This is a genomic window from Frankia casuarinae (genome assembly GCF_000013345.1).
GTDB lineage: Bacteria > Actinomycetota > Actinomycetes > Frankiales > Frankiaceae > Frankia > Frankia casuarinae.
The window spans coordinates 3,858,437-3,870,790 of sequence record NC_007777.1 but is presented as its reverse complement, the minus strand read 5'-3'; the positions used below and the strand labels follow the sequence as shown (position 1 = coordinate 3,870,790).

The 12,354-nt window shown below is 68.5% G+C and carries 11 protein-coding genes and 1 pseudogene; 4 read left to right on the top strand and 8 right to left on the bottom strand.

All coding sequences use genetic code 11. From position 1 onward, the window contains the following. The first annotated feature begins 5 nt into the window (after positions 1–5). A pseudogene (gene tnpB, locus FRANCCI3_RS16430) lies at positions 6–1,339 on the top strand (IS607 family element RNA-guided endonuclease TnpB). A 172-nt stretch (positions 1,340–1,511) separates the two neighbouring features. On the opposite strand, the gene FRANCCI3_RS16425 reads toward tnpB, so the two are convergent. Next, a complete protein-coding gene (locus FRANCCI3_RS16425) occupies positions 1,512–2,711 on the bottom strand; it encodes an RNA-guided endonuclease InsQ/TnpB family protein (RefSeq protein ID WP_011437349.1) in 1,200 nt (399 codons plus the stop codon). Continuing rightward, positions 2,708–3,130 (bottom strand): IS200/IS605 family transposase, encoded by a 423-nt coding sequence (tnpA, locus tag FRANCCI3_RS16420; protein WP_011437650.1) that lies wholly within the window; start codon positions 3,128–3,130, stop codon positions 2,708–2,710. The genes FRANCCI3_RS16425 and tnpA overlap by 4 nt, the downstream gene beginning before the upstream one ends. A 538-nt stretch (positions 3,131–3,668) precedes the next feature. Between tnpA and FRANCCI3_RS29140 the strand changes: the two genes are divergently transcribed. The 3 genes from FRANCCI3_RS29140 to FRANCCI3_RS16410 all read left to right on the top strand — a co-directional run bounded on the left by FRANCCI3_RS29140 (position 3,669) and on the right by FRANCCI3_RS16410 (position 4,838). Beyond that, positions 3,669–3,797, top strand: coding sequence for a hypothetical protein (locus FRANCCI3_RS29140; protein ID WP_369808201.1), 129 nt, complete (start codon positions 3,669–3,671; stop codon positions 3,795–3,797). A 20-nt stretch (positions 3,798–3,817) separates the two neighbouring features. Further along, positions 3,818–4,387, top strand: a complete 570-nt coding sequence (locus FRANCCI3_RS16415; RefSeq protein ID WP_011437648.1) for an IS30 family transposase — start codon at positions 3,818–3,820, stop codon at positions 4,385–4,387. A gap of 121 nt (positions 4,388–4,508) precedes the next feature. Beyond that, positions 4,509–4,838: a YrdB family protein gene (locus tag FRANCCI3_RS16410; RefSeq protein WP_023842073.1), complete on the top strand. Its 330-nt coding sequence runs from the start codon at positions 4,509–4,511 to the stop codon at positions 4,836–4,838. Positions 4,839–4,841: 3 nt separating this feature from the next. Here FRANCCI3_RS16410 and FRANCCI3_RS16405 read toward each other — a convergent pair whose 3' ends face one another. The 6 genes from FRANCCI3_RS16405 to FRANCCI3_RS16385 form a co-directional block, all read right to left on the bottom strand. Next, positions 4,842–5,339 carry an SRPBCC family protein gene (locus tag FRANCCI3_RS16405; RefSeq protein ID WP_011437646.1) on the bottom strand — a complete coding sequence of 166 codons (498 nt, stop codon included), beginning with the start codon at positions 5,337–5,339 and terminating at the stop codon, positions 4,842–4,844. A gap of 206 nt (positions 5,340–5,545) precedes the next feature. Then, on the bottom strand, positions 5,546–7,042 hold the full coding sequence (locus FRANCCI3_RS16400; RefSeq protein WP_011437645.1) for an ArnT family glycosyltransferase: 1,497 nt from the start codon (positions 7,040–7,042) through the stop codon (positions 5,546–5,548). Between the two features lie 101 nt (positions 7,043–7,143). Next, positions 7,144–8,136 carry a glycoside hydrolase family 26 protein gene (locus FRANCCI3_RS16395; RefSeq protein WP_011437644.1) on the bottom strand — a complete coding sequence of 331 codons (993 nt, stop codon included), beginning with the start codon at positions 8,134–8,136 and terminating at the stop codon, positions 7,144–7,146. Between the two features lie 145 nt (positions 8,137–8,281). Continuing rightward, the gene (locus tag FRANCCI3_RS16390; protein WP_011437643.1) at positions 8,282–10,459 is read right to left on the bottom strand and encodes an acyltransferase family protein; all 2,178 of its coding nucleotides are present in this window, start codon (positions 10,457–10,459) and stop codon (positions 8,282–8,284) included. A 49-nt stretch (positions 10,460–10,508) separates the two neighbouring features. Continuing rightward, positions 10,509–10,649: a hypothetical protein gene (locus tag FRANCCI3_RS27110; RefSeq protein WP_023842071.1), complete on the bottom strand. Its 141-nt coding sequence runs from the start codon at positions 10,647–10,649 to the stop codon at positions 10,509–10,511. A 6-nt stretch (positions 10,650–10,655) separates the two neighbouring features. Continuing rightward, entirely contained in the window at positions 10,656–12,317 is a 1,662-nt protein-coding gene (locus FRANCCI3_RS16385; protein ID WP_200923118.1) for a glycosyltransferase family 2 protein, read from the bottom strand. Positions 12,318–12,354: the final 37 nt, after the last annotated feature.

Genomic DNA, 12,354 nt, shown 5'->3' with positions numbered 1-12,354 from the left:
CTTCCATGATTTGGCGTCGCGGGAGGTGGAGAGGGTTCGCTCTCGATCCAAACACCGTCCGGCTTGCCGCTCTGCGCCGGCATGCCGGGGCAGAGCGGTTCGCCTACAACTGGGGTCTGGTCCGGGTGAAAGCCGCGTTCGCGCAGCGCGAGGCCGAACAGTCCTACGGGCTGACCGGTGATCTGCTCACCCCGGTGTCGTGGACGCTGCCCGCGTTGCGGCTGGCCTGGAACGCTGCGAAACACAAGCTGGCCCCGTGGTGGGCGCGGTGCTCGAAGGAGGCGTTCCGCGCTGGCCTGGATCAGCTTGCCCGGGGGTTGAAGAACTTCACCGACTCCCGGTAAGGGAAGCGGAAGGGCCGGCGGGTCGGTTTCCCCGGTTCAAGAAGCGCGGGAGGGCCCGTGACTCGTTCCGGTACACCACCGGCGCCTACGGTCCGGCTGGGGATCGGCAGGTGAAGCTGCCCCGGGTCGGCCGGGTCAAGGTGCATGAGCCGATGGGTGCGCTGACCGGCCGGCTCGTCGACGGGTCCGCACGCCTGCTGGGCGCGACCGTGTCCCGGACCGCGGGGCGCTGGTTCGTGGCGTTCACCGTGGAGGCCGACCGTGATGTCCCCGGCAAGCCGTCTACCCGGCAGCGCCGGGGCGGCCCGGTCGGGGTCGACCTGGGTGTGAGGCACCTCGCCGTCCTGTCGACCGGCGAGACCGTCGAGAACCCCAGGCCGCTGGCCCGGTCGCTGCGCGAACTGCGCCGCGCGTCGCGGGCCTACGCCCGCTCCACGCCCGGCAGCGCCGGTCGCCGTAGACACGCCGCCACCCTCGGTCGCCTCCATGCCCGCGTCGCCTACCAGCGCCGCGACGGGCTGCACAAGCTCACCGCCCGGCTGGCCAAGACCCACGACACGATCGTGGTGGAAGACCTGCACGTGGCCGGGATGGTCCGTAACCGCCGTCTTGCCCGTGCCGTGTCCGATACCGGGATGGCCGAGGTCCGCCGCCAGCTCGCCTACAAGACCCTCTGGTACGGATCGACGCTCGTGGTCGCGGACCGCTGGTATCCAAGCTCGAAGACCTGTTCCGACTGCGGCTGGCGAAACCCAGGCCTCACCCTGTCGGAGCGTATCTTCGCCTGCCAGTCCTGCGGGCTGGTAGGCGGCCGCGACCTGAACGCCGCGGTCAACCTGTCCAACCTCGTCGCCGCCAGTAGGTCGGAGACGGTAAACGCCCGTGGAGCCGACCGTAGGACCCCGTCCGCGGGGCGGGCGGCTGGGAAACGGGAACCCGGCACGGCTCGGGCCGGTCGGACCGGGAGTGCTTCACCGCAAGGTGAGGCGGCATGAGCGCCGCTATCAGGCGCTCTTATGCAACGGCGATTCCGAACATCTCCTCGACCGCTCACGCCCTCGCTCAGTCCTCGATGCGAACCAGCGGGGTCGGGGCGGTCAGCCGGTTGGCGACGAGCATCGCGATGACCTGACCGTGACTCCTCTGACGCCTAAAGGCGTCAGCTTCTCAGGAAGCTTGCGCCACCTGAAGGGCGAGCCCCGCCCCGAGTATGTTGATCGCCGCGTTCACGTCTGCGTGCGCGGCGTGGCCGCACTCCACACAGCGGAACGTGGCCTGACTGGGCCGGTTCTCCGGGGCGACATGGCCACATTCGGCGCATCGCTGGGAGGTGTGGCGGGGGTTGACCTCGACGACGACCCGCCCGGCGCTTTCAGCCTTGGCACGCAGTGCGTTGAGGAACACCCCCCACCCGGCGTCGAGAATCGACCTGTTCAGCCCGGACTTGGCGGCCTGCCCGTTCGGCAGGAACGCCCCCGGCTGGTCCGGGTCGGGCTTCGGCTTGGCCCGGCGGACCATGCCCTTGACGTTCAGCTTCTCGACAGCGATCAGGTCGTGGTCGGCGACCAGTTCGCGCGCGGTCTTGTTCGCGAGGTCGACGCGCTGCCGGGCCACGGCCCGGGACTGGTTCGCGACCCGAGTAGCCGCCTTGCGGCGCCGCTTCGAGCCGCGCTTCTTACGGGCAAGGTCGCGCTGCGCGTTGGCGAGGCGCCCGGCGGCCCGTTCGAGGAAACGCGGGTTGCCGTAGTGCTCGCCGTTCGACGTGCTGGCCAGCGAGGCGACACCCAAGTCCACGCCGACGACGGCGCCCGTTGGTTCCAGCGGCTCGGCGGGCACGTCGTCGCAGGACAGCACGAGGTACCAGCGGGCACCCTCCCGCCTGACGGACAGCGTCTTGACCCGGCCAGCCACTGGCCGGTGCTGGTGGACCTTGACGTGGCCGACGCCCTGAAGGCGGACGAACATCGTCTTCGGGTTCTCGGGCTGCGAGTCCCAGAGGCACCCGTCACCGTTGGCGGGCCACGTCACCGTGTCGAACCAGCCGGCGCCCTTGAACCGCGGGTAGCCGGGCGTCTCGCCCGCCTTGACCCGGCGGAAGAACGCGGCGAATGCGAGATTGAGGCGACGCAGGGTGGCCTGCTGAGAGGAGAACGACCAGCGGGCCTGATCCGCGTCAAACCCCCGAATGTCCTTGAGCTGGGCCGACTGGCCCCCGTAGCGGACCGTCGTCTTGCTCGGATGCCGGTAGGCATCGCGCCGCTCCTGAAGCGCGGCGTTGTACAGCGCCCGGTGGTCGTCGAGCATCGCCGTCAACGCGATCTGCTGGTGCGCGGTCGGGCGGAGCAGGAACTTGTACGACCGTCTCAACGTGGCACCCCCGTGCGCCACGGCCGCTCGTTCTGCGTATCGATGTACCGGCGGACCGTCTCGGCGGACACCGCGCCGACGGTGGCAACGAAGTACGACCGGGACCAGAGCGTGGGCAGCCGGGAGCGCAGGTGCGCGAACTCGCCGCGTAGCACGTGGGACGTGAAGCCTTTGAGCTGGTTGGCGATGTACGACGGGGCGTGCTTCGGATGAGCTTTCACGAACAGGTGCACGTGGTCGGGCTCGATCTCCAGCGCGACGATCAGCCAGTCATGCTCGGCGCACTTCTCGCGGATCAGCCCGTCAAGCCGGTCTCGGACCGGACCGACGAGGACAGCACGGCGGTACTTCGGGCACCACACGACGTGGTAACCGAGGTCATAGGCGCCACCCGCGCCGACCTGCACCGTCCGGGACATGCCGTTGATTATACCAGCGTGGCCGGTATAACCGTTGCGGTCCGTGCCGGATTCCCCTGTCGCCTGAAGGCGACAGTCCCCTCCGGAGGTCATTGATGGGTGAGCCGGGCCTTGCTCTCCTGGATCGGGCAGAGCCGTCTCGATCGTCGCGACCAGATCGAGGCGGACCATCAGGTCCCGGGCCACCGGCAGAGCACCGAGCAGCTTCTCCAGGCGCGGGGGCCCATAGCCCACCCGGACGGCGGTCGCCAGCACCCTCCGAACCGTCCCAGGCCGGACACACCACGCACCAGGGAAATCATCATCCTGGCGGATCAAGAAATCACACGGTCAGCACACCACACGAACGTGCGGAGTACGGGCTTACCGAGCGGTGGATGCGCAGGCGCGGTGCGACGCGCTGCGAGCACGTCCGAAGGAACGCAAACTCGTCGCGTCGGCCGCGCTGCACGACGCGGTCAATGCCGGCCTGGCCGAGAAATGGTCTCCGAAGTAGATCAGTGAGAGGCTGAAGAAGGACTTCCCTGACGACGAGGGCATGCGCGTGTCGCACGAGACGATCTACGAGTGCCTATACCTCCAGGCCCGCGGCGAGCTTCGGACCGAGCTGAAGATTGCTTTGCGCAAGGGCCGGACGAGGCGGGTGAACCGATCGCGCAGACCGTGACCAGGGGAAAGATCCCGGACATGGTCGACATCAGCGAGCGGCCGAAGGAGGCCGAGGATCGAGCCGTGCCCGGCTTCTGGGAGGGTGACCTGATCATCGGTAAGGGGAACAGGTCCCAGATCGCCACGCTCGTCGAGCGTACCACCCGGTTCGTGATGCTGGTGCGTATCCCCTCTGACCGCACCGCCGAACGTGTCGCTTACCTGCTCGCGAAGAAGATGGGAACCCTCCCTGAGTTCCTTCGCAACAGCGTGACGTGGGACCAGGGGAAGGAGATGGCCCGCCACGCGGAGTTCACGGTCCGGACCGGTATCCCCGTGTATTTTTGTGACCCGCACTCGCCCTGGCAGCGCGGTTCCAACGAGAACACCAACGGTCTGTTACACCAGTACTTCCCGAAGGGCACCGACCCGTCCTTGCACACACAGGACGAGCTTAATAAGCTGGCCGCCCAGCTGAATGGAAGGCCACGGCAGACGCTTGGCTGGTTGAAGCCGATAGAAGTTTTCAACGAGCTGCTAGAAAGTCACGCGTCGCTTTGGCCATTTGATTCCACTCGTCAGGTTGTCAGGCAGGCGAACGGTGCCTGATGCGGCAGTAGTTCCCAGAATCACAATTCACTCCCCGGGAAGTTCCACTATGTTCCCTCTCATGGGTTCGTCTGGCGCAGATGGCGGTACCCCGCGCAGCGGCGTGGTGGGCGGGTCGATCATGTTTCTCGCTTTCTTGTCCGAACTCGCGATGCTGGGCACTTTGGCGGGTGCCGGACTCGATCTCGCCTCGTCAGCCGTCGCCGGTGTTGCCTTGGCGGTCCTGCTGCCGCTGATGGCGGCCGTCGTCTGGGGAGTGTGGCTCGCCCCCGCGTCACGACGTCGGCTTCGCGGGCCGGCGCTGCTGATGGTGAAGATCCTCCTGTTCTGTCTGACCGCGATCGCCACGGCGCTGGCTGGGCATCGCGTCTGGGCAGTGGTGTTCGCGGTCACAGCGATCGCCGCGACGGCCGGTGGTCACCGCATCGACAGCCGAACCCAGGCGCGGTGAAGGTCACGCCTTTTCGGCGGCCTGCCTAAGCGCCGTGAGCCAGTCATTCAGCCCGCTGCGGAGTTTCGTGCTGCTGAAGATGAGGCCGAGGAAGGGCATAGACATCGATTCCATGCTCGTGACTCGCACCGTACCGTCCGGTGTCCGTTCGAGAACGTTGCGGTGAACGGCCTTGATGCCGGCGGAGACCCCACTCCAGGTGATCTCGTGGAGTGGATCGACGACCGCCAGGGTCGAGCGGACCCGTGACTTCCCGTTGACCCAGATGAAGGATGTGTCGACGGCCACCCCGCCGTGAACCTGCACGTCCCGGACGGCGGGGTTCCACGCCGGCCACCGGTCTATCTCGCTGATCAGCCGCCATACCTTCTCGGTCGGCGCGGCCACGGAGATCTCCGCCGCGGCCTTTACCGGCGCCTTTTCGTCGAGCACGCGCTTCTTGGCATATTCTTCGTGAAGCTCGGCGATGCCGGGCCCGCGGTAGAGCAGATTCGATGTCATACCCGCTCCCTCGGTCGTTCGACCTGGTTGTCGTCGGTGGTTGCTAACGCCGTTAGCCGACGCTAGCCAACAACGTTGGTGACGGTCAAGGGGCGTGCGGAAGGTCACCGGTCCGGGGCGTCGCGGAGCAACAGCAGGTAGGGGCTACCGAGGGGGATGGCTCCGTGACCTCAGTGTTCGTCCCAGTGACCTCAACTCCAGGCCTGTCAGTGGCGCATCCCCACTCGGCCCGCACGCGCCGCGCCACCCGGCGCCTCGACGACCCGGTCGACCCGGTAGATCGTCACCTTGGTCGGACCGGCGCCGAACGAAGCCACCTTGACGCCATGGGCCAGCGCGTCGGCCAGCAACGGGAGCCGGTGCAACGTCGCCGGTTCGGCCATCCAGGCGTCGAGGATGACGTAGTCGACGTCGCGCCAGCCGTTCGGGAGGCTCGCCCGTACGGCCTGGTCGTTGATCTTCCAGTGCCAGATCGGCCTGGTACCTCCGCGTAGCAGGTCGAGCCACGCGTAATCGTTCGTGATCGTCACTCGGCCAGGGGGGACGTGGCCGAGGTACCAGGCGGACGCCTCCCGGCTCGGGAGACTGTCGTCCCGGGAGGTCGCGTCGACCAGGACCGGTCCCCACTGCCACGACAGCACCGCCAGCCCGGCCACGACCACCGAGGCCACCGCCGCGAGGCGAAGACGGGCGGTTGTGGTGGCAGGCCCGGGCCGGGGATGAAGGTGGTCGGCCAACCCCGCTACGCAGAGTGCGGCGAACGGCAGCATCCCGACGACGTACGGGTACGGCAGGTACCCCTCCCGGAGCAGGAGCAGTGCCTGGCTCACCAGCAGCACGCTCGGCACCCGAAGCCGAGGCACCAGCAGCCCGGCGATCGCCGCCACGAGGCCGGCGGCGAGCAGGATCGCATCGAGCCCGAGCCAGAAGCCGACTAGGTTCCACGCCGAACTGCCGCGGTCGAGCACACTGCCGCTGGACTGCCGGGTGAACAGCTGGAACTCGACCGCCCGGCGCAACTGGTGCAGCTCGCCACGAGCGGCTGCGAACACCACGAACGCCCCGGGGCCCGCCACGGCCGCGGCGGCGAATCCGAGGCTCGCGGCGCGTAGGTTGCGCCGCCGGTGATTGATCCACACCATCAGGTAGACACCGGGCAGGAACACCAGAGCGGATTCCTTGGACCAGAACGCGACGCTTACCGCGAGTCCGGCCAGTACGGCAGTCCGCACTCGCCGTCTGGGCGCCGCAGCCATGACCAACGCCGCTAACAGCCACATCACCATGATGTTGTCGAGGAACACCATCCGCTGGAACCAGAGCGCCAGCGGTGACAGCGAGAACAGCGCGACGGCCGTCACCGCGTACGGTCGGCGCACGTCCAGCCGGCGGGCGAACAAGTAGACCAGGACACAGCTCGCGACGTGCACCCAGAGCATGAACTCGCGCGCGGCGCTCACGCCGGTAGCGCCGCGGCCGAAGGCGTCGGTCACCCAGGCGTACGCCGCGATCTGGGCCCAGCCGCCGAAAGGATGATCATACCAGTAGGTGTAGTGCGCCAGTCGGCCCCAGTACCGCAGGGCGTAGGCCTGCGCGGCATAGGTGCCCTCGTCCTCGTTGAACCGGCCGGGCCAGCCGTCGAGGTTCACCGCGTGGACCAGGGCACAGGCGACGACGGCTGCGCCCACGGCGAGAACGACCATGGTGCGACGGCTGCCGCGACGGCTGCCGCGACGGCTGCCGCGACGGTGACGGGCCGCCGGACCCGGCTGGCCGGCCGACTCCGGAACGCTCCTCGCGGCGGTCAGCAGGCGACCCTCCCGGCGAGCAGGCTCGCCCGGAAGGCGGCGAGGTCGGCCTCCGAGTCGTCGTACCGCCAGTCACCCTTCACGCCGTCCTTGATGTTCATCGCCGTCCAGACGAACCCCACCACCTGGGGGTGGCTCTGCAGCCAACTGCCGAACGAGGCGATCCAGCTGGTCTTGTACTGGTCCCGCTGGGCGCCCACCTCGGTCAGCAGGACCGGCTTGGTCGACAGCGCGGCCAGTTGGGCCATGGACGGGCCGTACGTCTGCGCGGCGGAGCTCTCCTGCACGCCGTACCCTGTCAGACCCATCAGGTCGACCCACTTGTCGCCGGGGTAGTACTCGGCCAGCGGCGTTCCCGACGTCCCGCGGAGCACGTTCGGCGACCACACCCACAGCGCGTTCGTGACGCCGGCGTCTCGGAAGATGCCGACCACGTGCTGCCACGCCGCCACGAACAGCGCCGGGGTGTTCGAGCCGACCGACGCCCACGGGTACCAGTAGCCGTTCATCTCGTGGGCGAACCGGATCAGGACGGGGCGTCCGTACTTCTTCACTACCATCGCGATGGCCCGGTAGTGGTCATCCCACCGGCCCTCGATGGTCTTGTCGAGCGTGAAGTCGCTCTGGTTGACCCCCTTGTCCGGGTTCCACGGCTCGACCGTCACGATCGGTGTCACCGGCACCGCGCCGAGTACCGTCGGGTCCAGGCCGTGGGTCACGGAGACGAAGAACTGGGCCATCGCCGGCGGGCAGGCCGTCGTGCGTGCAACCTCGCCCAGCGACGCCTGGCTGATGCCGGGCACCGTGACGCCGAACTGCGGACGGGTCCTGAACACGGTTTCGACGGCCGCCCGCGGCGGAGCCGAGCCGCCGCGGGCGGCGCCGCTCGGGGATGCGGGTTTCAGCGACGGGCCGTCGCCGGGGGAGCTGCAGGCGAAAACCAGTACGCTCGCCGCCATCATCAGGCAGACGGCAGACCGCCGTCGCATCAGCGCCTCCCCACCAGGTACCTCGGCCGTCTGGCTGGTACGTCCGCCAAACAATGACTGAAAAGTGTACAGAAGTCCTGAAATACGGCCATGGCGCATCTCGTTCGCGAGGCTACCCGGTGCCCGGATTCCACCGGGACCGAAGTCAGGAACGCGGTGTGCCCGCGGTCTGGCTTGACTGGAGCCGCGGTCCCCGCAACGGCAGCTGTACCTTGGTGACCAGCGCGTGTTCGAGCGCCGGCCCGAGCATGACCGCTGCCGTGTTCGTGATGTGGGAGTCGTCGCGGTACAGCAGCACGCTGCCCCGTACGGCCGGGCAGGGCCCGGTCCCCGGGCACAGGATGACGTTCAGGTCGACCGCGCTGACCGCTGGTTCGCGGCCCTCGACGACCGCCTGCAGCAGCGGGTCGCGGGGCAGTCCGGAATCCCGCGGGAACGAGCACGACCGCCAGTTGTCGATTGCGCCGGAAATACACGCCGGAATGTCTCCCGGTGGATTCGGGGTGTCGACGATGTAGACCAGCGGAGCACCCAGGGACGCGAGCCGTGCGATCGTGTTCCGCCATCCCGCCACAACCTTTTCTTCGTCGCCGGTGTACCGGTTGTACGTACTCAGGAAGATCGCGTCTGGCTTTGGTTCCGCGGCGAGCCGGCGAAACGTGTTCTCCCGCCAGGTGTCGCACTCGGTGAACTCCCGGCCGAGCTGCTCGCTGCGGACCGAGATGGCGGGTAACGGACAGCCGACCTTGGTCAGCACCTCCACCGACCAGTCGCTGCCGCGGGCCACGTGGTAGACCGCCCCGAACCACTGGGCGGCGTGCGAGTCCCCCAACAGGACCACCCGGCCGGTGGCGCCGTCGGTGTTCAGCTGGCAGGGCGGGCTCGTGGTCTGGCGGGGACTTGCCATGCAGCCCTCCGGAAGCCGCGGCAGGTCGTCGTACGCGGACCAGGGGGCGGGCGTCACCGGGCCGCTCAACAGGCCGCCGGGTTGGTCGAACGGGTCACGCACCACCGTGGCCGCGGGCAGGTGTGGCAGCACCGCCACCGCGTCCCGGTCACCGCCCCGCATCCGCTGCAACGCATCGGTGCCGACCAGCATGCCGGTGGCGGCCGGCAGCAACGTCGCGGTGACGGCGATCGCGAGGCCACGACGCCAGCCCGACGCCGCGACCGCCGAGAGCCGCACCGGACGCTCGACCAGCCGCGCCGACAGCTCGGCCGGCACTGCACAGGCCGCGACCACTGCCGTGCGCGTCTGCCAGCTCAGGTCTCCCACCCGCGCCTCGACCAGGACGAGCACGGCCCAGTGCCACAGGTACAGGCTGTACGACCGGCTTCCGATGACGGTCAGCACCCTGGTCCCCAACAACCGGCCCGCACCCGCCCGGAGGCTGCGGTGTCCCGGGCGGACGCCGGTACCCGCCGCGATGACCGCTGCCGCGCCGAAGGTGGGCAACAAGGCCGCCGTGCCCGGGTAGACCGTCACGCTGTCGTAGCTGACGACGGCGGTCACCACCGCCACGCACCCCGCCCAGCCGAGCACGATCCTTAACCCGGTGACGGTGCGGCCGCGGTCGAGTCTGGCGAGCGCCGGCGTGGCGAAGGCGACCAGCGCACCGACGCCGAACTGCCACGCCCGGGTCGGCGAGCTCAGGTAGGCGACCGGCGTCTCCACCAGGGTCCAGTGCAGCGACAGCGTCAACGACAGGGCGACGAGCCCGAGCGTGACCGGGACCGCGACGGCGGCCAGCGACATCGTGACGCGCCGGGCGAACAGCACGACGAGCAGCAGGAGCAGCGGCCAGACGAGGTAGAACTGCTCCTCCACGCTGAGCGACCAGAAGTGCAGCACCGGACTGGGATCCCGACCGCTGGCGAGGTAGTCGGTCTGGTTCGAGATGAACCGCCAGTTGACCAGGTAGACCGAGGCCGCCGCGACGTCGTGCACCGTCTCCGCCTGGCGCAGCGGCGGCATCGTCAGCCAGCTCGCCACGGTGACGAACACCAGGACGACGCAGGCCGCCGGCAGGATGCGCCTGGCCCGGCGCGCGTAGAATCCCGCCAGGCTTATCCGACCGGTGACCTCGGCCTCCCGCACGAGCAGGCTGGTGATGAGGAACCCCGAGACGACGAAGAACACGTCGACCCCGACGAACCCGCCAGCGGCGTGGGGGACCTGACCGTGGTAACACAGCACGGGCAGCACAGCCAGGGCGCGTAGCCCTTCGATGTCGGGGCGGAAGCCGAGCCGTTCCTCGATCCGCACCAGACCCGGGTGGGGTCGCCGCAGCGGCACGGTGACCGCGCCGTCCGTCGTCCTCATGGTCCTCATGCTCCTCAGGCCGACCGTTCCCACGGTCCGCCCGGCCTGATCAGTGCCATAGCACGGTCGGGTCGACCCAGCCGGTGGCCAGCAACGCGATGACCGCCAGGCCGACGGTGATCGCCAGCCCGTCGGGCCAGCGCAGGTGCTCGGAGGCCGGGAAGTCCAGATCGTCGTCGTGACGTTCCACGTCGCTTCACCCCTGGCGCAGGGCCGCGCTGGCGGGTGGAGCGCCGTGCGAGGGCGAGACCGGAGCGCTGTGAGCCGGAGCGCTGTGAGCCGGCGCGCTGTGAGCCGGCGGACCGCCGGTCCATGCCCGGACCACGGAGTCGGGCTGAGACTGCCTGGCGCGGTGCCGGCTGCGTGCCGGCCGGTCGCCGCGTCCCACGAGCAGGCGGCTCAGGTCGAACAGGAGCGGGACGCTCAGATAGCTGTGGCCGAGCTGAAACAGAATCACGAGCCAAAAGTTTCCCCAGCCGAACCTCCAGACGTCGAGACCGATGCCGGTCCATGTCGCGCACGTCGTCAGCAGTAGCCAGCAGAAGGCGGTCCGAACCACGCCGCGGACCATCGGGTTCCCCCTTTTGCGCACGGAGCCGGTCGCCACCCAGGATGCCGTGCGACCACGCACCATGTGCAGGATCGCGACAGCGTGGCAGAAGCTGTACACAAGTTGCACCCGCAGCACTTCGAAACGCCATCGACCGCGGCTGGTGGCCGGGAGCAGGACCAGCCACACCCAGGCGGCGGCCAGGAAGGGCAGGAAATTATAGGGCCGCACCAGCTCCGGGTAGACGTACACCATCAACAGGCCAGGAATGTTAATGGTAAAGACGTTGATCGCGGTGGAAATATAGTAGAGGAACCCGCTCCAGAAGCAGACCCGCTGTTTCCAGTCGAGTCTGATGTGGCGTAGCTGACGGGTCCGCAGCAGGGCCATGGAGCCGCTGCACCAGCGGTACTGCTGGTTGATGAAACCGGCCAGGTCAGCCGGGCACAGGCCAGTCGCCAGCACCACCGGTACATAGCGGGTGGTGTAGCCCGCCGCCAGCAGCTTGACACCGGTGAAGACGTCCTCGCTGTGTTCGATCTGGGCGAAGCCGCCTGCCTTCCGCAAGCTGCCGCGCCGGTAGATCGCATTGGTTCCGACGCAGATCGGGACGCCGACGGCATCGCGGGACGGCTGCACCCAGCGATAGAAGAGCTCCTGGGTGGCGCCGGCGGTCCGCTGCAGCCAGCCCATCGACCGTTTCGTATCGAAGTGCTGCGGGCTCTGCACGATACCGACGCTCGGGTCGTCGAGGTACGGTGCCAGGTGAAAGAGGTAGTCCGGCCGCGGGCAGAAGTCGGCGTCGAAGATGGCGATGTAGTCGCCGCGCGAGTGCTCGAACCCGAACTGGATGTTACCGGCCTTCTTCATCCGGCCCCGGTCCGGCCGGCTCAGGTAGCTGAAGCCGTGGGCGGCGGCCGCGGCGGCGACCTCCGGGCGGCCGCTGTCGTCGAGGACGTACGCCCGTAGCTGCCCCGGCCACCTGACCCGGGCGATGTGTGAATAGGTGTTGAGCAACACCGGGAGAGGTTCACCCGCGCTGGGAAGAAAGATGTCGACGCTGGGGCAGTAGATCGGCCGCCAGCCGCTGACCAGGCCCTCATGGCTCTGTCTCGTTACGCGCCGCCGGTGCTGGGTGGCCACAATCGTGAAGGCCGAACAAATCGCGTTGAGCCCGAGTAGCAGGAGAAACACCCACAACGCCGACGCCAGCAGCGCGAACTTGACCAGGCTGAACGAGGCAAGGGTGAACGACGCGGTCATGCACAGTAGTACCCAGCGCCGCTGTCGGCCGAGGTAGGCGTACACCAGTCGGTCCGACGGCGGGCTTGGCAGCGACTCGTTC

Coding starts and splice junctions, on each gene's coding strand:
- tnpA (WP_011437650.1), bottom strand. CDS start 3,130: ATGTCCCGGACGGTGCAGGTCGGCGCGGGTGGCGCCTATGACCTCGGT.
- FRANCCI3_RS29140 (WP_369808201.1), top strand. CDS start 3,669: ATGCGCGTGTCGCACGAGACGATCTACGAGTGCCTATACCTCCAGGCC.
- FRANCCI3_RS16415 (WP_011437648.1), top strand. CDS start 3,818: ATGGTCGACATCAGCGAGCGGCCGAAGGAGGCCGAGGATCGAGCCGTG.
- FRANCCI3_RS16410 (WP_023842073.1), top strand. CDS start 4,509: ATGTTTCTCGCTTTCTTGTCCGAACTCGCGATGCTGGGCACTTTGGCG.
- FRANCCI3_RS16405 (WP_011437646.1), bottom strand. CDS start 5,339: ATGACATCGAATCTGCTCTACCGCGGGCCCGGCATCGCCGAGCTTCAC.
- FRANCCI3_RS16400 (WP_011437645.1), bottom strand. CDS start 7,042: ATGGTCGTTCTCGCCGTGGGCGCAGCCGTCGTCGCCTGTGCCCTGGTC.
- FRANCCI3_RS16395 (WP_011437644.1), bottom strand. CDS start 8,136: ATGCGACGGCGGTCTGCCGTCTGCCTGATGATGGCGGCGAGCGTACTG.
- FRANCCI3_RS16390 (WP_011437643.1), bottom strand. CDS start 10,459: ATGAGGACGACGGACGGCGCGGTCACCGTGCCGCTGCGGCGACCCCAC.